The 20881-nt window shown below is 67.5% G+C and carries 23 protein-coding genes and 1 tRNA gene; 10 read left to right on the top strand and 14 right to left on the bottom strand.

Annotated elements, in window-relative coordinates:
• Positions 1–4 precede the first annotated feature (4 nt).
• From PLC66_RS09815 to PLC66_RS09800, 4 genes are read left to right on the top strand one after another with little or no spacing between them, the layout of a single operon-like run.
• Positions 5–592 (top strand): YfiR family protein, encoded by a 588-nt coding sequence (locus tag PLC66_RS09815; RefSeq protein ID WP_324539831.1) that lies wholly within the window; start codon positions 5–7, stop codon positions 590–592.
• On the top strand, positions 589–3375 hold the full coding sequence (locus PLC66_RS09810; protein ID WP_324539829.1) for a response regulator: 2787 nt from the start codon (positions 589–591) through the stop codon (positions 3373–3375). Before PLC66_RS09815 ends, PLC66_RS09810 begins: the two co-directional genes overlap by 4 nt.
• Positions 3372–5543: a putative bifunctional diguanylate cyclase/phosphodiesterase gene (locus tag PLC66_RS09805; protein WP_324539828.1), complete on the top strand. Its 2172-nt coding sequence runs from the start codon at positions 3372–3374 to the stop codon at positions 5541–5543. Before PLC66_RS09810 ends, PLC66_RS09805 begins: the two co-directional genes overlap by 4 nt.
• Positions 5543–7450 (top strand): diguanylate cyclase, encoded by a 1908-nt coding sequence (locus tag PLC66_RS09800; RefSeq protein ID WP_324539826.1) that lies wholly within the window; start codon positions 5543–5545, stop codon positions 7448–7450. Before PLC66_RS09805 ends, PLC66_RS09800 begins: the two co-directional genes overlap by 1 nt.
• A 47-nt stretch (positions 7451–7497) precedes the next feature.
• On the opposite strand, the gene PLC66_RS09795 is transcribed toward PLC66_RS09800, so the two are convergent.
• A complete protein-coding gene (locus tag PLC66_RS09795; protein WP_324539824.1) occupies positions 7498–9012 on the bottom strand; it encodes a helicase HerA-like C-terminal domain-containing protein in 1515 nt (504 codons plus the stop codon).
• 118 nt (positions 9013–9130) lie between these two features.
• Here PLC66_RS09795 and PLC66_RS09790 point away from each other — a divergent pair, with 118 nt between their 5' ends.
• The 5 genes from PLC66_RS09790 (at position 9131) to PLC66_RS09770 (ending at position 11907) form a co-directional block, all read left to right on the top strand.
• The gene (locus tag PLC66_RS09790; RefSeq protein ID WP_324539822.1) at positions 9131–9856 is read left to right on the top strand and encodes a YebC/PmpR family DNA-binding transcriptional regulator; all 726 of its coding nucleotides are present in this window, start codon (positions 9131–9133) and stop codon (positions 9854–9856) included.
• Between the two features lie 74 nt (positions 9857–9930).
• The gene (locus PLC66_RS09785; RefSeq protein WP_324539820.1) at positions 9931–10812 is read left to right on the top strand and encodes a DMT family transporter; all 882 of its coding nucleotides are present in this window, start codon (positions 9931–9933) and stop codon (positions 10810–10812) included.
• Between the two features lie 37 nt (positions 10813–10849).
• Entirely contained in the window at positions 10850–11167 is a 318-nt protein-coding gene (locus PLC66_RS09780) for a heavy metal-binding domain-containing protein (RefSeq protein ID WP_324539818.1), read from the top strand.
• A complete protein-coding gene (gene ruvC, locus PLC66_RS09775; RefSeq protein ID WP_324539816.1) occupies positions 11164–11715 on the top strand; it encodes a crossover junction endodeoxyribonuclease RuvC in 552 nt (183 codons plus the stop codon). The genes PLC66_RS09780 and ruvC overlap by 4 nt, the downstream gene beginning before the upstream one ends.
• 116 nt (positions 11716–11831) lie before the next feature.
• Positions 11832–11907 (top strand) — tRNA-Lys (locus PLC66_RS09770).
• 875 nt (positions 11908–12782) lie between these two features.
• Here PLC66_RS09770 and PLC66_RS09765 read toward each other — a convergent pair.
• The 13 genes from PLC66_RS09765 to PLC66_RS09705 all read right to left on the bottom strand — a co-directional run bounded on the left by PLC66_RS09765 (position 12783) and on the right by PLC66_RS09705 (position 20439).
• A complete protein-coding gene (locus PLC66_RS09765) occupies positions 12783–12992 on the bottom strand; it encodes a hypothetical protein (RefSeq protein ID WP_324539814.1) in 210 nt (69 codons plus the stop codon).
• Positions 12993–13044: 52 nt separating this feature from the next.
• Positions 13045–13674 carry a hypothetical protein gene (locus tag PLC66_RS09760; RefSeq protein WP_324539812.1) on the bottom strand — a complete coding sequence of 210 codons (630 nt, stop codon included), beginning with the start codon at positions 13672–13674 and terminating at the stop codon, positions 13045–13047.
• Between the two features lie 4 nt (positions 13675–13678).
• Complete coding sequence (locus tag PLC66_RS09755; RefSeq protein WP_324539810.1) at positions 13679–13882, bottom strand: hypothetical protein; 204 nt, start codon at positions 13880–13882, stop codon at positions 13679–13681.
• Positions 13879–14130, bottom strand: coding sequence for a hypothetical protein (locus PLC66_RS09750; protein ID WP_324539808.1), 252 nt, complete (start codon positions 14128–14130; stop codon positions 13879–13881). Before PLC66_RS09750 ends, PLC66_RS09755 begins: the two co-directional genes overlap by 4 nt.
• Positions 14131–14293: 163 nt before the next feature.
• Complete coding sequence (locus PLC66_RS09745) at positions 14294–16309, bottom strand: AAA family ATPase (RefSeq protein ID WP_324539806.1); 2016 nt, start codon at positions 16307–16309, stop codon at positions 14294–14296.
• 10 nt (positions 16310–16319) lie between these two features.
• A complete protein-coding gene (locus tag PLC66_RS09740) occupies positions 16320–16634 on the bottom strand; it encodes a hypothetical protein (protein ID WP_324539804.1) in 315 nt (104 codons plus the stop codon).
• A gap of 39 nt (positions 16635–16673) precedes the next feature.
• Complete coding sequence (locus tag PLC66_RS09735; RefSeq protein ID WP_324539802.1) at positions 16674–16904, bottom strand: hypothetical protein; 231 nt, start codon at positions 16902–16904, stop codon at positions 16674–16676.
• A 95-nt stretch (positions 16905–16999) separates the two neighbouring features.
• Entirely contained in the window at positions 17000–17620 is a 621-nt protein-coding gene (locus tag PLC66_RS09730) for a hypothetical protein (protein WP_324539801.1), read from the bottom strand.
• Between the two features lie 17 nt (positions 17621–17637).
• On the bottom strand, positions 17638–19011 hold the full coding sequence (locus PLC66_RS09725; protein WP_324539799.1) for a tyrosine-type recombinase/integrase: 1374 nt from the start codon (positions 19009–19011) through the stop codon (positions 17638–17640).
• Between the two features lie 287 nt (positions 19012–19298).
• On the bottom strand, positions 19299–19487 hold the full coding sequence (locus PLC66_RS09720; RefSeq protein WP_324539797.1) for a hypothetical protein: 189 nt from the start codon (positions 19485–19487) through the stop codon (positions 19299–19301).
• A 3-nt stretch (positions 19488–19490) separates the two neighbouring features.
• The gene (locus PLC66_RS09715; protein ID WP_324539795.1) at positions 19491–19781 is read right to left on the bottom strand and encodes a helix-turn-helix domain-containing protein; all 291 of its coding nucleotides are present in this window, start codon (positions 19779–19781) and stop codon (positions 19491–19493) included.
• A gap of 5 nt (positions 19782–19786) precedes the next feature.
• Positions 19787–20119 carry a helix-turn-helix domain-containing protein gene (locus PLC66_RS09710; RefSeq protein ID WP_324539793.1) on the bottom strand — a complete coding sequence of 111 codons (333 nt, stop codon included), beginning with the start codon at positions 20117–20119 and terminating at the stop codon, positions 19787–19789.
• Positions 20116–20439 carry a type II toxin-antitoxin system RelE/ParE family toxin gene (locus PLC66_RS09705; protein ID WP_324539791.1) on the bottom strand — a complete coding sequence of 108 codons (324 nt, stop codon included), beginning with the start codon at positions 20437–20439 and terminating at the stop codon, positions 20116–20118. Before PLC66_RS09705 ends, PLC66_RS09710 begins: the two co-directional genes overlap by 4 nt.
• Positions 20440–20680: 241 nt before the next feature.
• Between PLC66_RS09705 and PLC66_RS09700 the strand changes: the two genes are divergently transcribed.
• Positions 20681–20830, top strand: a complete 150-nt coding sequence (locus tag PLC66_RS09700; protein WP_503012190.1) for a hypothetical protein — start codon at positions 20681–20683, stop codon at positions 20828–20830.
• Positions 20831–20881: the final 51 nt, after the last annotated feature.

The following is a 20881-nucleotide window of genomic DNA, read 5'->3' as shown; positions in this document are numbered from 1 at the left end:
CGCGATGCGCAGCCTGCAGCCGCTCCTCGCCTCGCTGTCCGCGCGCCTGCGCCGGCGCGCTTCGCGCCAGCTCATGGGGCGGGCCGGCGCGGCCTGCCTGCTCGGCCTGGCCCTGTGCGCCAGCCCGATCGCGCGGGCCGACACCGTCGCAGAATACCGGTTGAAAGCGGCCTTCCTGTTCAACTTTGCCAGCTTCACCGAGTGGCCCGACAGCCTGGGGGACACCCTGACGGTGTGCGTGCATGGCGAGGACCCCTTCGGTGCCAGCCTCGACGGCATCGCCGGCAAGCCGATCGGCAAGCGCACCACCGCCGTCCGCCGCACGCTCAGCGCGGATGGCTTGAACGGCTGTGACGTGGTGTTCGTCACCCAGCCGGTGATCAGCAACCTGCCCCGCATCTTCGACCAGCTCGCCCAGCGCCCCGTGCTCGTCGTCGCCGACAGCCCCGGCGCCACCCAGCGCGGCGTGATGCTCAACATGGAAACGAGCGGCGGCAAGGTGAGCTTTGCGGCCAACCTCAGCGCGGCGCGCCGCCACGGGCTCAACCTGAGCGCCCGCCTGCTCAGCCTCGCCACCGAGGTCATCCAATGAATCCGGCCCCTGCCTCCCAGTCACGCGCCGCCGTGCGCACCCTCGGCGCGCAGTTGCGTCGCGCCAATCGCCTCGGCCTCGGCGTGGCGCTGTCGATCTTCGCCCTTGCGGTGCTGCTCGGCAGCCTGGTGCTGAGCGCACTCAAGCTCGAGAACGACAACCAGGTCATCACGCGGGTGCTGGCCGACAACGCCGCCGCCAGCCTCGCCTTCCACGACCCGAAGACGGCGACCGAGGTCCTCGAGACCATGCGCCACTCGCCGGACGTGATTCGCGCCGCGATCTACGACCGCGACGGGGCGGTGTTCGCCGAATACCGCAGCGCACGCACCGCCAGCCACCCTCTGCCCGCGAGCGCGGAGGATGCCCGGGCGCAGCTCGGCTTCGACCTCGACTGCCTGCATCTGATCGAGCCGGTCCGCCACGGCGAGGAGCTCATCGGCTACATCTATCTCGACGTGGACCTGCGCCCGCTCTACGCCCAGTTGCTCGGCTATGCGGCCCTCACCCTGGTGGCGGCGCTGCTCGCGCTGGCCGTGGTCAGCCCCTTGCTGCATCGCCTCAATGCCGTGGTGCTGCGCCCGCTGGGCGCGCTGACCGTCCTCACCGAGCGCGTCGGGCGCGAGGAAGACTATCGCGCCCGCGCCGAGGCGAGCGAGATCGCCGAGCTCGACTCGCTCGCCACCGGCTTCAACCGGATGCTCGCGCAGATCTCCGAGCGCGACGCCAGCCTGGCCGCTCACCGTGACCACCTCGAGGACGAGGTCGCGCTGCGCACCCACGAGCTGCAGCGCGCCAAGGAGGCCGCGGAAGCCGCCAGCCAGGCCAAGAGCGACTTCCTCGCCACCATGAGCCACGAGATCCGCACCCCGATGAACGGCGTGCTGGGCATGACCGAGCTGCTGCTCGACAGCCCCCTCAGCAGCGATCAGCGCCATTTCGCCGAGGCGGTGCAGGCCTCGGGCCGCCACCTGCTTGGCATCATCAACGACATCCTCGACTTCTCGAAGATCGAGTCCGGGCACCTCGAGCTGGAAAGCGTGGATTTCGACCCCGGCGAACTGCTCGAGGGCGCGCTTGCCATGTTCGCCCAGCCGGCCGAGCGCAAGGGCATCGAGCTGGTCGCCGACCTGCCGCCGGAGGTGCGCCGCTGCTTGCGCGGCGATCCGTTCCGGATCCGCCAGGTGGTCACCAACCTGGTGGGGAACGCGGTCAAGTTCACCGAAAGGGGCGAGATCGTAATGCGTGCGCGGGTGCTGTGCGAAGCCGACGAGCAGGTGTGCCTGCGCATCACGGTCCAGGATACCGGGATCGGCATTCCGCAGGCCGCGCAGCACAAGATCTTCGAGCAGTTCGCCCAGCTGGACGGATCGACGACGCGCCAGTACGGCGGCACGGGGCTCGGGCTGGCGATCTGCCGCCGGCTGGTGGAGCTGATGGGCGGCAGGATCGGCGTCGACAGCAGCCCCGGTGCGGGCTCGCGCTTCTGGATCGAGGTCGCCCTGCGACGCGGCACGAGCAGCCTGAAGGCGCTCAGCGCCGACGTCGCGCTCGACGGCTTGCGCGTGCTGGTGGTCGACGACAACCCGACCAACCGCGAGATCCTCGAACGCCAGCTCGGCGCCTGGCAGATGCAGGTCGACTGCGCGGCGAGCGGCATCGAAGCCCTCGCGAAGATGAAGGCGGCGCACGCTGAAGGCCGGCGCTACGACCTTGCAGTGCTGGACATGCACATGCCGCAGATGGACGGCCTGCAGCTCGCCAAACTCGTCAGCGAGGACGCCGGCCTGGCGGCGACGCGGCTGATCGTGCTGACCTCGAGCTACGCCAGCGCCAGCGTCCACGAGCGCGCGCGCGCGGGCGTCCTGCGCTGCGTGCACAAACCCATCCGCCAGGCCGAACTGCACGAGGTCGTGTGCAGCGCGCTGCGCGGGCCGGCTTCGCTGCCCGCCGCGCAGGAAGCCACCAAGGCGGCGCGGCCGAGCTTCCGGCGCTCCGACCGCATCCTGCTGGCCGAGGACAACCCGGTGAACCAGCAGGTGGCGCAGGCGATGCTCGCCAAGCTCGGCCTGCAGGCGGTGATCGTCGCCAACGGCGAAGAGGCGCTGCAGCAGGCAAGCCGCGAGCGCTTCGAGCTCATCCTGATGGACTGCCACATGCCCATCATGGACGGCTATCAGGCGAGCGCGGCGATTCGTCGCGCCGAGGGCGGCACCCGGCGCGTGCCGATCATCGCGCTCACGGCCAACGTCATGGAAGGCAATCGGGACCAATGCCTCGCCGCCGGCATGGACGACTTCCTGGCCAAACCCTACGACCTCGAGCAGCTTCGCACCACCTTGCTGCGCTGGATGCGCATGAACGACGACGCCCCCCAGCCCCCGGCGCAAGCGGACGATGCCGGCGAAGCCGGCCCGGGCGAAGCGGAACAGGCGATCGACCTGGCCTTCCTCGCCCAGTTCCGCGAGCTCGATCCTGACGGCGGCATGGCGCTGGCGCGCCGCGTGATGCAGGTCTATGTGGAGAGCAGCCGCGCGATCGCCACCGAGCTCGAGGTCGCCATCGAGGCCGGCGACAGCGCGGCGACCCGACGTGCCGCACACAATCTCAAGTCCAGCTCGGGCAACGTCGGCGCACGCAGCCTGGCGGCCGTCCTGAAGGAGCTCGAGAGCCTCGGCAAGGACGGCAAGGTGGAGGAGGCGCGGGCTCAACTCGCGCGCTTCCGCCAGCTGTACGACTGCGCGCTGGCCGAGATTGACCGCCTGCAGGCAACCCTCGCATGACGAATGTCCAGCGCCGCATCCTCGTTGCCGACGACGACCCGACCGCCCGCCTGCTGATGCAGGCGACGCTGGAGAAGGCCGGCTTCGCGGTCACCTGCGCGCAGGACGGCGAAGAGGCGGTGCAGCGCTTCGCCGAACACCCGTTCGACCTGGTCATGCTCGACGCCGACATGCCGCGCCTGGACGGCTTCGGCGCCTGCGCCGCGCTTCGGCGGCAGGCAGGCGAGGTGCTGCCGATCATGATGGTGACGGGAATGGAGGACAGCGCTTCGGTCGAAGCCAGCTACCAGGCGGGCGCCACGGACTTCATCGCCAAACCGATCAACTGGGCGCTGATCGGCCACCGGGTGCGTTACCTGCTTCGTACGGCCCAGGCCGCTCACGCCCTGCGCGCCGCCAATGCCCGCCACGCCGGCATGCTCGACGCGATTCCCGACACCTTGCTGCGCATCCAGGGCGAGGACTGCATCGTCGAAGCCAGAGCCGGCAACACGGAGGGGGGAGCCCCGCTCGACATCGTGTCCGGCCAGTCGCTGTCGGCCGCGTTTTCGGCCGATGTCGGCCAGCGCCTGCGCGACGCAATCCGCGCCGCGCGCGAGACGGCACGCCCGCAGACCATCGATTTCGCGCGCCCCGCGGCCGACGGCAGCACCCGCCACCACGAAGCGCGCCTGGTGACGATCGAGGACGACGAAGCCCTGTGCCTGTTGCGCGACATCACCGAGCGCAAGGACAACGAGGATCGCATCTTCCGCCTGGCCTACATCGACAGCCTGACCGGACTGGCCAATCGCCAGAGCTTCATCGAGCGCCTGGAGCGCGACATCAGGCGCGCGCGCCTGTCCGCCAGGCGCATCGCGATCCTGTTCCTCGACCTCGACCGCTTCAAGAGCGTCAATGACACCCTCGGCCACGATGCCGGTGACAGCCTGCTGCGCGAGGCCGCCCGCCGCCTGCGCGAAGCGGTGCGCCCCAGCGACCTGGTGGCACGCTCCGAGGTCGAGTTCGCCCGCCTCGGAGGTGATGAGTTCACCGTGCTGCTGCCGGACATCGGGCGCACGGACGATGCCCTGCAGGTTGCCGAGCGCATTCGCGAGAGGATGCTCGAGCCCTTCGTGCTCGACGGCAGCACCTTGAGCCTGACCACCAGCATCGGCATTGCGGTGTTTCCGGACGACGGCCAGGACGCGGGCACCCTGCTCAAGCATGCCGACACTGCGATGTATCACGCCAAGGATCAGGGCCGTAACAACTGCCGCTACTACAGCGCCGAACTCACCGCCGAGGCCATGCGCCGGATGCAGCTCGAGTCGAGCCTGCTCCGCGCGCTGGCGCGCAACGAGTTCCGCCTCGCCTATCAGCCCAAGGTCGATACCCGAAGCGGCCGCGTCGCCAGCGTCGAGGCGCTGGTGCGCTGGCAGCACCCGGAACGCGGACTGGTCATGCCGCTCGAGTTCATCCCGTTCGCGGAGGAAAACGGCCTGATCTCGGCGATCGGCCGGTGGGTCTTGCAGCACGCCTGCCGCGAAGCCGCGACCTGGCTGCAGGCTGGTCGGCCGTTGCGCCTGGCCGTCAACCTGTCACCCTTGCAGCTGCGCGAGCCGAACATCGCCGCCACCGTTCGCAGCGCCCTCGACGAGGCCGGCCTGCCTCCCGAGTGGCTGGAAATCGAGGTTACCGAGGGCGCGCTGATGGACGACTCCGAGTCCACGCTTGGCACGCTGCTGGCCCTGCGTGCGCAGGGCATCCACCTCGCGCTCGACGACTTCGGCACCGGCTACTCATCGCTCAGCTATCTGAAGCGGCTGCCGCTGAGCACCTTGAAGGTGGACAGGAGCTTCGTCACCGGCCTGCCCGACGACATCGACAACCTGGCGATCGTGCAGGCCATCGTCTCGCTGGCCAAGCACCTGGGCTTCAGCATCACCGCCGAAGGCGTCGAGACCTTCGAGCAGGCCTGCCTGCTCAAGCGCCTGGGCAGCAACGACCTGCAAGGGTATTACTTCAGCCGTCCGGTGGATGCGACGGAACTGGACGCGCTGCTCGCCTGCGAATGGACGTTCGACCGGCAGACTCCCCCGAATGGGTCAGAATTGAGTAACCTTTACGACCGTCCCGATGCGCTCCTTCCTTTCGCATCGACGCATGACGCGCGAGACAGTCGCTGATGACGATCAAGAAACTCGAACACATCCCGCTGAGTGGTGAGCTCCCCAGCCCAAAGGGCGTTGCGCTCGCGATCCTGGAGATGTGTCGACGCGACGACAGCACGATCGCGGAGATCGCGCGCGTGGCGCAGACCGACCCCGCGCTCGCCGGCCGCCTGATCCGCCAGGCCAACGCGGCCGCGACCGGGGGCGGGAGGCCAGTGGCGTCGGTCACCGATGCCATCCTGCGCCTGGGGATGGGCACCGTGCGCAATCTTGCGCTCGGCTTCTCCCTGGTCGACCAGTACCAGAACGGCCCCTGCGCCCAGTTCGACTACCAGCGCTTCTGGTCGCACTCGCTGCTGATGGGGCTGGCGATGCAGCGCTTCTGCGTCATGACCGGCGCTGGCTCGGCCGAAGAGCTGTTCGCCTGCGGCCTGCTCGCCCGCGTCGGCTGCCTGTCGCTGGCCACGGTCTATCCGACCGAATACGCGCAGCTGCTCCAGCGTGCCGAGGCGGGACGCACGCTCGCAGAGCTCGAACACGAGTACCTGCAGACCGATCACAACGAGCTGACGGCGGCGCTGCTCGGGGAGTGGGGTATTCCCAGTGCCCTGATCGAACCCATCTATCACCACGAAGCCCCCGACAAGTCCGGCTTCTCGCCGGGCTCGCGCCCCCACCAGCTCGCTCACCTGTTCTATCTGGCCAAGTGCGTGGCCGACCTCGGCGTCGCCGCGGAATGCGAGCGCAACGGCCGGACCGCGGAGCTGCTGTTGCTCGGCGGCAAGATCGGCCTCAACGCCGAGGAGCTCGGCGCGACCATCGACGAGCTGGTCAGGAGCTGGCGCGAGTGGGGCGAGCTGCTGCGCGTGCCGGCCTCGGCCCTGCCCAGCTTCGCTCAGATGTCCGCCACGCACGCCCCACGCCCGGATGACCCGGCCAACGCCGCCGCGTTGCGCATCCTGCTGGTCGATGACGATGCCACCACGCGTTGCATGCTGGAGGGCGTGCTCAGCGGCACCCTCGGGCATTCGGTGGCCTGCGCCAGCAACGGCCGCGAAGCCCTCGCGCTGGCGCTGGAAACCATGCCGCAGATCGTCATCACCGACTGGATGATGCCCGGCATGGACGGGCTCGAACTGTGCCGTGCGCTGCGCGCCAACGACTGGGGGCAGACGATCTACGTGATCATGCTGACCAGCATCGAAGAAGAAGACGAGATCGTGCAGGCCTTCGAGACCGGCGTCGACGACTTCCTCACCAAGCCGGTCAACATTCGCACCCTGCGCGCCCGCCTGCGCGCAGCCTGGCATTACGTGCAACTGCTGGAAGCGTGGGAGCGTGATCGCGCTCAACTCAAGCAGTTCGCCGCCGAACTGGCGATCAGCAACCGGCGGCTCGCCCATGCCGCGATGACCGACCTGCTCACCAACCTGCCCAACCGGCGCTCGGGCATGAATGCACTGTCCAAGGCCTGGGCGGCGTCGCATCGCTTCGGCCAGCCGCTGTCGGTGATGGTGCTCGACATCGACCACTTCAAGCGCGTCAATGACGAGCACGGACATGCGGTGGGGGACACCGTGCTGCGGGAAGTCGCGCAGGCCATCCAGCAATCGGCACGCAAGGACGACAGCGTGTGCCGGATGGGCGGCGAGGAGTTCCTGATGGTGTGCCAGAACTCCGACCTCAAGTCGGCACTGCTGGCGGCCGATCGTCTGCGCAGGATGGTCGAGGGGCTCACGATCCGCGCCGGCGCGGCACAAATCCGCAGCTCGGTGAGCATTGGCGTGGCCAGCAGGGAACCCGGCATGAACGACGCCGATGCCCTCGTCAATGCGGCCGACCGCGCGCTCTACAAGGCCAAGCAGGCCGGCCGCAACCGTAGCTGCGTCATCATCCAGGGCCAGTTGCGCTGCCTGCCCTGAGCCGGCGCTGCACCAGCGCAGGCCTGCCCCCTGCCGGGGTGCGTCGCTCAGCGCCTGCCGCCCCCCAGCAGCGACCCGAGCAGGCCACGCACGATCTGGCGCCCGATCGAGCTGCCGATGGTGCGCGTGACCGTCTTCGCCGCAATCTGCACCAAGCCGTCGCGCTGGCCGCCGCGCGGACCGGTCGAGCCGAACAGGATGTCACTGACGCCGCCGCCCGCCCCCGGCTGCTGGCGCGCCGCGGCCTGCTGCTCGGCCGCCGCCACCGAGGCCGCGGCCTGGGCGCGCAGCATCTCGTAGGCCGACTCGCGGTCGACCACCTGCTCGTAGTGTCCGTAGATGACCGAGCCGGCGATCGCCGCGCGGCGCTCGGCCTCGGCGAGCGGCCCCAGGCGCGAATCCGGCGCGATCACGAAGCAGCGCTCGGTGACCTCGGGCCGGCCCTTGTCGTCGAGGAAGGAGATCAGCGCCTCGCCCACGCCCAGCTCGGTGATCGCCTGCGCAGCGTTGAAGGCGGGGTTGGGCCGCATGGTGTCGGCGGCGGTCTTCACGGCCTTCTGGTCGCGCGGCGTGAAGGCGCGCAGCGCGTGCTGCACCCGGTTGCCGAGCTGGCCGAGCACGGTCTCGGGCACATCCAGCGGGTTCTGGGTGACGAAATACACGCCCACGCCCTTCGAGCGGATCAGGCGCACCACCTGCTCGATCTTCTCGATCAGCGCCTTGGGCGCGTCGTTGAACAGCAGGTGGGCCTCGTCGAAGAAGAACACCATCTTCGGCTTGTCGGGGTCGCCGACCTCGGGGAGCTGCTCGAACAGCTCGGACAGCATCCACAGCAGAAAGGTGGAATACAGCTTGGGCGAGTGGTAGAGCTTGTCGGCCGCCAGCACGTTGATCACGCCGCGGCCGTCGGCGCCGGTCTGCATGAGGTCGTTGATGTCGAGCATCGGCTCGCCGAAGAAGACGTCGCCGCCCTGCTCTTCGAGCGCGAGCAGGTTGCGCTGGATGGCGCCGATCGAGGCCGGCGAGATGTTGCCGTACTCGGTGGTGAAGCTCCTCGCGTTCTCGCCCACGTACTGCACCATCGCGCGCAGGTCCTTGAGGTCGAGCAGCAGCATGCCGTTGTCGTCGGCGATCTTGAACACCAGGGTCAGCACCCCGGTCTGGGTGTCGTTGAGGTTGAGCAGGCGCGCGATCAGCAGCGGCCCCATGTCGGAGATGGTGGCGCGCACCGGGTGGCCCTGCTCGCCGAACACGTCCCAGAACACCACGCTGTTGGCGCGCGGCGTGTATTCGGTGATGCCGATCGCCTCGAGCCGCTGCAGCAGCTTGGGCGAGGTCGTACCGGCGGCGCCGATGCCGGACAGGTCGCCCTTGATGTCGGCGACGAACACCGGCACGCCGATGTTGGCAAAGGATTCGGCGAGCTTTTGCAGCGTCACCGTCTTGCCCGTGCCTGTGGCGCCGGTGATCAGGCCATGCCGGTTCGACAGCCGCGGCAGCAGGACGATGTCCTTGAAGGCGTCCTGGTCGTGCGCTTTCGCGATCAGCATCGGTTCGGCCATGGGGTGCTCCTCGGGTCGGAAATGTCGTGCGCAAAAGTTTAGCAGTGCCAGCGCCCTCCCGCCCGGGCGGTATAATGCCGGCCTCTTCAATCGCTGATGCAGTACAGAGGTAAAACTTATGGCGGGTCATTCGAAGTGGGCCAACATCCAGCACCGCAAGGGTCGTCAGGACGAAAAGCGCGGTGCGGCCTTCTCCAAGCTGGCAAAGGAGATCACCGTCGCGGCCAAGATGGGCGGCGGCGACCCCGGCTTCAACCCGCGCCTGCGCCTGGCGGTGGACAAGGCCAAGGGCGTCAACATGCCCAAGGACAAGATCGAGAACGCGATCAAGAAGGGCACCGGCGAGCTCGAGGGCGTGAGCTACGAAGAGATCCGCTACGAGGGCTACGGCATCGGCGGCTCGGCGGTGATGGTCGACTGCCTCACCGACAACCGGACCCGCACCGTGGCCGACGTGCGCCATGCCTTCTCCAAGTACGGCGGCAACATGGGCACCGACGGCTGCGTCGCCTTCCAGTTCAAGCACTGCGGCCAGCTGCTGTTCGCCCCCGGCACCAATGAGGACGCCCTGATGGAGGCCGCGCTCGAGGCCGGCGCCGAGGACGTGCTGACCAACGACGACGGCTCGATCGAAGTCATCACCGGGCCGTGGGAGTTCACCGCGATCAAGGAGGCGCTCGAGAAGGCCGGTTTCAGCGCCGAGTTCGGCGAAGTGACGATGAAGCCCGAAAATGTGATCGAGCTGGTTGGCGAGGACGCCACCCGCATGCAGAAGCTGCTCGATGCGCTGGAAAGCCTCGACGACGTGCAGGAGGTGTACACCTCGGCGGAGTTCGACGAGTAAGCCGCCCTTCGCCCCGCCTCACCCGCAAAGCGGCGCCCGGCGCCGCTTTTCATTTTCTACCGCCCGCGCCCGACATGATGACCGCCCCCCTGCTCCAGCGCTTCACCCCGCTGCTCTTCGTCCTGCTGTGGAGCACCGGCTTCATCGGCGCCAAGTTCGGCCTGCCCTATGCCGAGCCGCTCAGCTTCCTGGTCACGCGCTACGTGCTGGTGATCGGCCTGATGACGCTGATCGCGCTCGCCATGCGCGCGCCCTGGCCGGCCAGCCCGCTCGAGGCGCTGCACATCGGCATCACCGGCGTGCTGGTGCATGCGCTGTATCTGGGCGGCGTGTTCATGTCCATCCACCGCGGCCTGCCGGCGGGCATCTCGGCCCTGGTGGTGGGCATGCAGCCGCTGCTCACCGCCGCGCTGGCCGGCCTGCTGCTCGGCGAGCGCGTGTCGGCGCGGCAGTGGATCGGGCTTGCGCTGGGCTTTGGCGGCGTGGCGCTGGTGGTCGGCAGCAAGGCCGGGGTCGATGGCGCCGGCGGCGAGGCCCTGGTGCACATGCTGATCCCGGCGCTCGCGGCCCTGCTCGGCATCACCGCCGGCACCCTGTACCAGAAGCGATTCTGCCCGCGCTTTGACCTGCGCACCGGTTCGGTGCTGCAGTTCCTGCCCAGCCTGGCGCTGACCGCGCTGGTCGCGAGCCAGACCGAGACCCTGCACATCGAGTGGAGCGGCGAGTTCATCTTTGCTCTGCTGTGGCTGGTGGTGGTGCTGTCGGTGGGCGCGATCAGTCTGCTCAACCTGCTGATCCGCAGCGGCAGCGCGGTCAACGTCGCCAGCCTGTTTTACCTCACGCCGCCGACCACGGCGCTGATCGCATGGGCGATGTTCGGCGAGCAGTTGTCGCTGGTGGCCATCGCCGGCATGGCGGTCGCCGTGTCGGGTGTGTGGCTCGCGCGCAAGGGCTAGAATCAGGGCTCCCCATCCCCCCTGCGCGGACCATGCCATGCTGATGACCACCACCCCGACCCTCGACGGCCAGCCGATCCGCAAGTACCTCGGCGTGGTCAATGGCGAAGCCATCATCGGCGCCAACCTGTTCAAGGACATGTTCGCCTCGATCCGCAACGTCGTCGGTGGCCGCGCCGGTGCCTACGAGCGCACGCTGGCCGACGCGCGCCGCATCGCCATGGACGAGATGGCTGCAGACGCGAAGAAGCTCGGCGCCAACGCGATCGTCGGCGTCGATGTCGACTACGAGGTTCTCGGCGCCGACAACGGCATGCTGATGGTGTGCGTCAGCGGCACCGCGGTGCAGGTTTGAGCGCTGCCGCCAGCCACAGCGTCGCCACCCGCATCCTCGGCCTCGACCCCGGGCTGCGCATCACCGGCTTCGGCCTCATCGACCAGCTTGGCAGCCAGTTGCGCTACGTCGCCAGCGGCTGCATCAAGACCCGCGACGGCGAACTCCCGGGGCGGCTCAAGACCCTGCTCGACGGCGTGCGCGAGGTGATCGACACCTACCGACCCGACGTGGTCGTGGTCGAGAAGGTCTTCGTCAACGTCAACCCGCAATCCACCCTGCTCCTCGGCCAGGCCCGCGGCGCGGTGATCTGCGGCGCCGTGTCCTGCGACCTGCCGGTGGCCGAATACACCGCCCTGCAGGTCAAGCAGTCGGTGGTCGGCTACGGCAAGGCGCACAAGGAGCAGGTCCAGCACATGGTCCAGCGCCTGCTGCTGCTCGATGCCAGCCCCAGCCCCGACGCAGCGGATGCGCTCGCCTGCGCCATCTGCCACGCCCACGGCGCGCAGGGCCTGGGCGGACTGGCCGGCGTCGGCAGCCGCCGCCGCGCCGGCCGCATCCTGGCGTGATCGCACGACCAGGGCGAATGTGAAAAAGAGGTGACAAGGGTGTTGCGCTGCACTAAGGAGCCCGGTATGATTCGCGCCTTCTGATCGGGCGCCAATCCGGTCCGCCGCAAGGCAACGGGGGTATAGCTCAGTTGGTAGAGCAGTTGACTCTTAATCAATTGGTCCTAGGTTCGAGTCCTAGTGCCCCCACCAAAAAATTCAAGCACTTAGGCCAATCCTCCGGGGTTGGCCTTTTTGCTTTCCGGGGCCATGTAGCCACCATGTAGCCAAATCCGGGCCATGTAGCCACGCGGCCGGCCTCGTCGTTTTTTGCGGTTAGCAGTGAAAAAAGGGGGGCTGTGCGGTTCGCGCGCTCGGTTCCTCGTGATTTCTGCGGCAGGCGGCCGGCGGGAATGCCTTTCAGGTGCGCCAGGAAGTGCCACAGGCGGCGCGGCTGGTCGAGGTGATGCAATGCCCATTGCCGGGCGCTGCGGCGGCTTGTGCTGCGGCTCGCTCACCACGGACGGCAGGCGAAGAAAAACCGCCTCGGGGGCGGTTCGGTTCGCAGGGCGCGGGTTCAGTCCGGGCCGGGTGCGCGGGCTTCCAGGCGTGATAGGCGGGGCGTATCTGAAACGGTCAATTTGATTGTTTTCAAAAAGAGGGGGATTTTCCGCGCGTGCGGAACCGTGCGGTTTCTCAGGTCGGCGTCCTCCAGACTTTCAACCCGCCCCCGCCCCCGTCATCGTTGAAGCTCGGCAAGCTCTCGCGCCAGTCGGTCGCGCTTGGGTTCCAGTAGCGGCAGCGTTCGCGCTCCCCATGCGCTCGGGTGCGCTTGGTACCGTGCAATCATGCCCTCCACATGCGCCAGGGCGGCGCGTATGCGGTCTAGGGCGGCTTCCTGCTTGCGTCGGCATGGGATGCCACAGTAACGGCGCTTGCGGCCTGTCTCGGGCTGTTCTAGGGGCGCTCCGCACGTCTTGCAAAACTCCGGCGTCATGGCTCTGAGTCTCCGGCGGTTTGGTCAGAAAAAACCACGTTTAGCGAAAGAACCCTAACCGTGCGGTTCCCGCTATCGGTGCCCCCGAGTTTCAACCCGCCCCCCGGTGCGTGATGCGCCAGGGCTTGCCCGGCTTGGGCGGTCTGAGTTCGTGCATATCCACTGCGGCCACGTCGGCGGTGATGACTTCCAATCCCTTGCCGTGAATCCTCCAGGCGTTGCGGCCGTGCGGCTCCACCTTCAATCCCCGGCGTTCTGCTGCCTCGCGCACGGCTTGCCGGCGCTTGTCGTTCTCTCGCATGGTGTCGTCTCCGGTGATGCCGGCCGCACTGGTTGCACGGCCGGCGGTTGGCTTAGATAAGGCTCGCGCGCCAGTCACGCGGCAGGCGAGCGGCGGCGCTGCCTCCCAGGCGGTCGAGGGCTTGCACGATGCCGGCGGCCATTGCGTCGAGTTCAAGGCTCACATCGTCGGCGGCGATGGCCTCCCGGCGCATCTCGTCGGCGCGTGCGGTCGCCTCGTCGGCAAGGCGGGCCACCGCGCGCGCTTGGCGTGCATTCGGGGCGGGTGCGGCAGCTCCAGCAAACGCGGCTACCTGCTCATAGGTCGCCACTCCCGCAAGGTTCGCGGCGCGCGCTGCCCATACCTTGAACTGCATCAATCGCGGGTCAGCACCGGCCAGGATGGCGGCCTCTAGCGCGCGGTCTCGCTCGGTTGCGCGGGTCGAGCGCCAGAGGGCGGCAGAGTTCGCGGCGTCGGCGTCGCGTTCAACCTCAAGCAGACGGGCGCGCAGTGCGTCGGCTTCCCGCCGGGCGGCCTGTGCGCGCTCCCCGAGTTGAATAACCTCGCTGTGCCATTCCGCACGGAAGGTGGTCAGCGCGTCGATTTGGGCCTGTCGCTCGGCAAGTTGCCCGGCTTCCAGTTCGCGCAGGGCGGCAGCAAAAGCGGGCGTTTTCGCCAGGGTTTCGATGGTGATGTTCTGCATGGTGTCAGTCCTCAAAAACGGATTCAGTCAAAAGCACGCGGCGGCCGTCGGCAAAGGTGACGGTTACGCCAAAGGCATGGGCCTGCATCTTCACGGTCGAGATTTCGCGCTCGATACGGGCCTTGCGCTCGGCAGCGGTCGGAAGGTCAAGCGCAATGCGCAGGATGTCGATTGCCCGGACAGGGGCGGCGAGTTCTTCAGGGGTCATTGCTGCGGTTCTCCATCGGCGGCAGGGTCGGGAATCGCTCGGCAGGCCACCAGCGGCCGGGCGTTTTGTTGGGTTCGGTGTGCGCGGGCGGCGCTGCATGCGTGATGCGCTTCCAGTGCAAGGCGGGCCACTTCCTCGGGGTGCGCGCCGAACTCAGCGGCGGCTACGGTTGAAGCTCTCGCCAGCGGGTGCCCTTCCTCCAGCAGAAGGCGGGCGGCTTGCACTGCTCGGAAAAGCTCAAGGCTCATTTGTGGGTCTCCAGCATCAAGCGGACATGGAACGGACAAAAAGCGGACAACGAGCGGACATTGCGGACACCACGCGAGCGGACGGACAGGACAACCCCCTTTAAGGGGTTGTCCGTGTCCTCCCGGGTGTGGGCGTTTGTCCGTTCGCCAGGGTGAAACGGGGTCATTCCTCACCGCCTGCCACTGGCGCATAAACTCCCCGGCGCATGCCTTGCTCTACTTCCCCGGCGGCCGTCAGGGCGCGCAGGATTCTTTGCATGGCTTTTTCCTTGGCGTCCGGGCTCTTGCCGGTCAGCAGGCCGGCGGCCTCGCATGCGCTGCGCCAGTCCTTTAGCTGGGGTGCCTCGGTAGTCGAAAGCTCGCGCAGCAGGTCGAGGGCTTTGCGCTCTCGGGTGCCGATGGTGCCGGCCTCGCTCTCGGCAAGTTCCGCCAAGCTCAACAGGCCACCCGTTCCACGCTTCAGCCATACCGGCACAAACGCATCCGGCGGCGCGGCGTTGCTCTTGGTCAGGGTCAGTTGCACATGCGCCTTGCGCTCTGCGGTGTCGCTGATGCCGTATTTCCGGGCCTCTGCGGCCGTCATGGTGCGCAATGCAAGCTCACCCCTTACCGCGTCCGTAATCGCGCCACTGCCTCGGCTCGTATGACTCCCGAGTTCATCGGCCATGTTCGTCGCCTTTGCGGCATGGCTCGCCAGTACCACGCATGCGCCGGTTTCCAGTGCCAGCCGGTCGGCAAGCTCCCCGAGTCGCCTTTGATGCGCCGGGCTCATTTCGTCGCCTTCGGTCAGCGCCAGGGCGGGGTCAAGGGCGATGAATCGAAGCTCCGGGATTCGCTTTGCAAGGGCGAACAGGCCGGCGGCTTCCTTGGTCTCGTGAAGGGTGCCATTCGGGCCGGCGGCCAGCAGGCGGCAGGCTTGCCCGGCCATCGGGAAAACCTTCAGGCGCTCGGCAATCAATCGGCGCTCGTGCGGGCTCAGGTCGGCATGGCGCGCATGGTTGGCAATCACGCGATGCACGTTCGCGGCGTCATCTTCGGCCAGCAGCAGCAGGGCGGCTCCCGTCCGTTCGATTTGCCACCCCCACGGCAGGCGGCCAATCACGGCGGCGATGCCCAGGTGATAAAGCGCGGTCGTTTTGCTCGTGCCTCCCATGCCGGTCAGCAGGTGCGCGCGGTTCGCTAACAGGCGCTCGTGCGCAAACCAATGCAGGGCCGGCGGCGGGGTGTCGAGGTAGTTGGCAATGCTCCCCGAGTCGGCGGGCCACAGGGTCGGCGGCGGCTCTACTGCGTCGGCAATTGCCCGGCGTACTGCCTCCAGTCCATGCGCGGCGGCGTAATCGTTCCAGTCCGTGCCCTCGGGGCCGTCGAAGCTCGGGAAAACGGCGATGCCCTGCACCACCTTGGCGGCCTCAAGGGCTTTCGTGCGGCCGGGATTGCCCTCAGTCGCGCGGTCGTCGTCGCCTGCAATCACCAGCTTGGCGCGCGGGAATTGCTCGCGCACGTCGCAGGCCACGCGGCGCACGTTCCCGGCGGTGAAGGTCACGCACACAGGCCAGCCGGTTGCCTCGTGAATGCTTGCGGCGGTCGCAAACCCCTCGCACAGCACCAGCGGGCCGGCGTCGGTCGGTTCGCCAAGCCAGCACCGGCCGCCGGCCATCTTCCCGCCGGGCATGAATCGCTTTTCTCCGGTCGGGCTCACGCTCTGCACCGATTGAACCGCGCCGTCCTTGTCGAGCACGGGAATCACCAGCCAGCCGGCACGCTCGCGGGCGATATGCGGGCCGATGCCCTTGGCGGATAGGTAGGGGTGCCCTTGGGCCGGCGCGGCCGCCTGCCACGTTGCAGCGGCCTTGCGTGCGGCTTCCTGATAACCATGCTCGCGCTCGGCTTCGGCGGCCTTGCGGGCTTCCTCGGCACGCGCACGGATGGCGGCAAGCTCGGCAGGATTTGGCGGCGGGCCGTCCTTCTGGCGTTGCCATGTGAAGGCGGAACCGTCGCGCCAGTTGCCAAAAGCTGCGCCATCCTGGTCGGGAAAGATGCGAAGCCAGCCGGCGGCATCGTCCTTGCGGCCGTTCGTCGGGAATCGGCACAGGCGGCCGGGCTCGGGTTCGCGCTCCGGGTAGTCGAGGCCGGCGCGCTCGAATGCCTCGCGGCAATCAGGGGCGAATATCACTTGCATGGCGCGGCCCTCACTGCTTGCGCTTGTCGAGGGCGGCAGCGGTTGCGGGGTCTTGCCGGTCGAGGGTGTATTCCGCAATCAACGGGCGGCAGCGCGGATGCGCGATTAGGCGCGAGCGGATGCCCCATCCGTCATCTTTCAGGCTCCGCACATAGGCGGCGAGTCGCCAGCCGGGCCGGTAGTCGCACTGGGTCTGCGGGCCTGCAATCAGGGCCTCCAGGGCGTCGGCTTTGCGGGTGCCAGCGGTCGGCCAGATAGCGGGCGTTGCAGCGGGCAGGGTGTCCGGAAATAGGTCCGGCGCGGTATCATTGCGGCGCGGTTCCAAGGCGCTCGCTTCTGCTTCGGTAGGGCGGGCGCTTCGCATTTAGGCCACCTCGCCAGCGGTCAGCCGTGCGATTTGGTCAGCAGGCCACGCCAGGAAGCGATTAGCCAGCTTCAGCGGCCGGACGTTGCAGTAATGCCCATCGCGGCAAAGGGCGGCGCGCAGGGTTTGCGGCTTGATGTGAAGGGCGGCGGCGGCCTGCTCGGTCGAGAGCGTGCGGGCGGCGAGCGGCGCATCATTGCGCCATGCGGTCGGGATGGTTTGGGCTTGCATTCTGGGTACTCCGTCGAGTGTTGACGGTGCCCATTACATGCAACGGAATGCCCCCGGTCGCCAGTTTGCAAAAACGAGGGCGAAAGTCTGCAAAGTCAGATTCGCGGCCAGTTCATCCGAAGGGCCTTGCGGAAGGGCTTTTGCTGGCGCTCATGCTCGTTGAATAGGTCGGTCGCCTTGCGCTGGCAAATCGGCAAGCGCAGTTCCTCGCGCGCTCGCTTGATGCAGGCGTCTTTGCTCAGGTGCGGTTCCTTGGCGTGAATATCCCAAACGCGCACGGCAAGGCTAACCGCTTGCGAGTGGGCGCGGCGCACGTTCTGGCCTCGCTTCCCGGCGGGCATTCGGCGCGCAACGCCGAAAGCGTCATCAAGCGTTACCGGCTCGGCTTCAAAGCGTCTGATGCGCTCCTGAAACCCGGTTGCGCACCAGTACGGAAGCGGCAGATTCTGGCGCGCACACTCCCGGATTGCCCACAGAATCGCGGAACTGTCGCCGGCCTCGTATTTCAGCCGATACACCTCCAGCAGTTCATGCACATCTAGCAGTGACTGCATATGCAAGGCGTCGCCATCCGGCCGCCATGACCAGCGGATGCCGGTCCGGAATCCGTGCGCACAGTCTCCCCATGCCTGTTCGACGCGGGCTAGCTGCTCCTCATCCTCGCTCGGTCGCATGTCGGGCGGCGCAATCTCAAATGCCTTTCGGAAAGGGTTCATTGCTCAAGCTCCATCGGTCAGGCGGCGCGCAGGTGTCGCACGTTCGCGGGTTGTCTCTCGGCTTGCGCGATGCCGGCTAGCCTCGCCTCCCAGGCCACCAGCGCGGCCCGCTTCTCGTCGGTGTATGCGTGCCGGTCGTAGTGCGCGGCCTGCACTCCGCTGATGCCGTGGGATAGCAGTTGCGCGCGGGTGTCCTTGCTGATGCCCAGGCCGGCTAGCATCGTCTCCACCGTGCGGCGGATGTCGCGCACGTTGAAGGGCTCGCCACCGATGCCGGCGCACACTTCGGCGGCGCGGTTGCTCACTGTCTCGGGGTTCATCGCCACGCGGCCATGCGTCGAGAACAGCCACAGGCCGGCCAGCTCGGGCGCGCGACCTTCCTGCTTGGCGCGGTCGGTCTCTCGGGCTTTGGCGCGCTCCACAAGGGCGGCCACCATCCCGGCGGCGTGCGGTGCCAGCGGCAACAGGTGTTCGCGCGGTTGCGTGCGCTTGCCTTTGCCATCCCACAGGCGAAGCGTTGCCGTGTCCGGGTCGTAGTCGCTCACCTTGGCGCGCAGCAGTTGCGCCATGCGTTGCCCTCCCGCGTACAGCGCCAGCAGCAAAGCCATGTCGGAAAGCTCGGGGCCGGTCTCGTGCCCGATGCGCAGCAGGTGCCCGATGTACGCGCGCAGTTCGCCAGCGGCTAGCGTGCGGTCGCCTCGTTGCACGGCAATTGCCGGGATGGCGTCGACGGGGTTGTGTTCGATGCCGAATGCAATCAGGTCGGCAGGAAGGGCGGAATCGAAGGGCGCACGCTTGGCGGCATTGAATGCGGCGCTCAGGTAACTGCGCAGAACTCCGGCGGCGCGCTCCTTGCCGGCTTCCCTCACCCGGCGCACCAGCGCGGCCACCTCGTGCGCGGTGACTTCGCGGGCGGGCTTGCTCGCGGTGTCCTGGTCGATATGGCACTTGAACAGGCTCCGCGCTCCGGCGGCGCTCTTGCCCTTGCCGGCACGCTCCAGGGCGCTCAGGTAGGCATCGCACAGGGCGCGCAGGGTGTAGCGGGCCTGTCGGTCGGCTTCGGCCTTGGCAGCCTCTGCTGCGGCTCGCTTGGCCTCTGCTGCGGCGATGCGCTCGGCTTTCTGCTGGCGCGGGTCGGTTCCCTGGTCAATCAGGGTTTGCAGGCGGCGCGCTTCGGTGCGGGCGTCGTCGAGGTTCCAGGCGCGCACGTCGCCAATCGTTACGCGGACGGTGCGCCGGTCTAGCTTGCTCTCGAAGATGAAGGACTTCGCGCCAGCGGTCGCACGCACGGCAAGGCGGGGCGCTTCGGTGTCCCACAGGAAGGATTGCGCGGTGCCATCGGCGCAGGTGAAGCGGCGGATTCGTTCGGGGGTCAGGCGCTCGCGTTGCATGGTGTCGGCTCCGGCTTGGGTTGGCTACACGGCGATTCCATGTAGCCACCATGTAGCCAGATTCTAGCAACATCGCTCAACATGAATCAACCTTGTGATTCGTGTAGCCTTATCCAAATCAATGGTTTGCAGCCTTTTTTTGGGGTCTTGCGGTGCGGTCGGCGTTGATGGAAATTGACAGAAAATGTGACTCTTAATCAATTGGTCCTAGGTTCGAGTCCTAGTGCCCCCACCACGAATTCAAGCACTCAGGCCAGTTCTCGCGAACTGGCCTTTTTGCTTTTGGGCTATTCCTTTATTGGGGCATATTTGCGCTCCATCGTGCGCACCATCGGGAAAGTTGCCCCCAGGCCGACGCGGGTGCGGGCGGCAATGAGTTCGCGCGCAAGCTCGAACTCCGGCGCCTGCGCCTCGTAGTCGGCGCGGGCCTCGGGGTTCGCCAGGATGCGGGCCTTCAGGGCGGCAAGCTCAGTCATCGGTCAGGCGCTCAGGGCTTCGATGACGGCGGCGGGGTTGCGCTCAATGACCTTGAGCAGCACCAGCGCGGGGCCGTGCGGCGCGCGGTCGCCTCGCTCCCAGTGGCGAAGGGTCGCCGTCGAGAATCCGAAGCGTGCAGCGAACTGCTCTTGCGTCATGCCCACCTTGGCGCGCAGGGCCTTCACGTCCACCGGGCGCGGGCGGTGAATGCGGGTGCCCGGTGCGGGACGCCCTTCGGCGTGCTCGATGGCCTCTTGCAGGCCACGCTTGATGCCCTCGAATGCGGTTTTCATGCCGGTCAGGCTGCGTGCTCTTGCTTTGGCTCGAAGCGAATCACCAACCTCTGCCCGCAGGCGTCCGCGTACTTGCGCAAGGTCGCCAGGGATGGAGCATGTTTGCGGCTGCCGATGCTGCCTTCAATGCGGGCCACGACAGGCTGCGACACCCCCATGCGCTCGGCAAGCTCGGATTGAGTCAGGCCGGCGCGGGTGCGGGCGCGCAGCAGCTCGGCAAGGGCTGCAAACTCATCGGCCATGCCCTCGTAGGCTTCACGGAATGCCGGGTCGCGCTTGCCCGCTTCCTCTGCGAAGGTGCGTGGATCGAAGGCAACTGGGTTGTATTTCTCGCTCATGGGCGGACCTCCTTCATGCGGCGGCGTGCGGTGTCCAATGCACGCTGCGGGGTTTGCTCGGTCTTCTTGATGAAGCCATGCAGGATGACGATGCGCTTGCCGACGACTGTGCAGAACAAGGCGCGTCCGATGCCTTCCTGCCCCTTGGCGCGAATCTCGAACAGCCCATCACCCATTGCGCGGGTGTAGGGCATGCCAAGGTTCGGGCCGTGTTCGGTGATGCGTTCCGCAATCCGGGTGAAGCTGGCGAGAATACCGCCGGGCCACTCCATCACCTCAGCTTCAACGGCTTCGTTGAAGAACTCGATACGGTAGCTCATGGAGTAAATATAGCTTGCGTGTTATAAGCAATCAATGGGGACAGCCAGTCATGCCACCGCGCGCTGCCCCAGCCGGACCACGTTCGAGGGCGCGCGCTCTGCTTGGCGGATGGCTTCTAGCCTCGCCTCCCAGGCCACCAGCGCGGCCCGCTTCTCGTCGGTGTATGCGTGCCGGTCGTAGTGCGCGGCCTGCACTCCGCTGATGCCGTGGGATAACAGCTGTGCGCGGGTGTCCTTGCTGATGCCCAGGCCGGCTCGCGAGCGCGAGGCCCGGGTGGCCGAGGCGCTGGCGCGCTTGCCCGAACTCGAAGCGATCAAGCGCCGCCAGGGCAAGGCTGCCGATCAGGCATGCGCCTCGAAGACCGATGCCGAGGCGACGGTCATGAAGTAAGCGCTCACCCAGCGGCGTCGTTGCTACGCGGCGCGGCTTGAGATATCCGAG

This window comes from Thauera sp. (genome assembly GCF_035444905.1).
GTDB lineage: Bacteria > Pseudomonadota > Gammaproteobacteria > Burkholderiales > Rhodocyclaceae > Thauera.
Note: the sequence above shows the minus strand (reverse complement) of the source record. Positions and strands in the feature narration are given on the sequence as shown.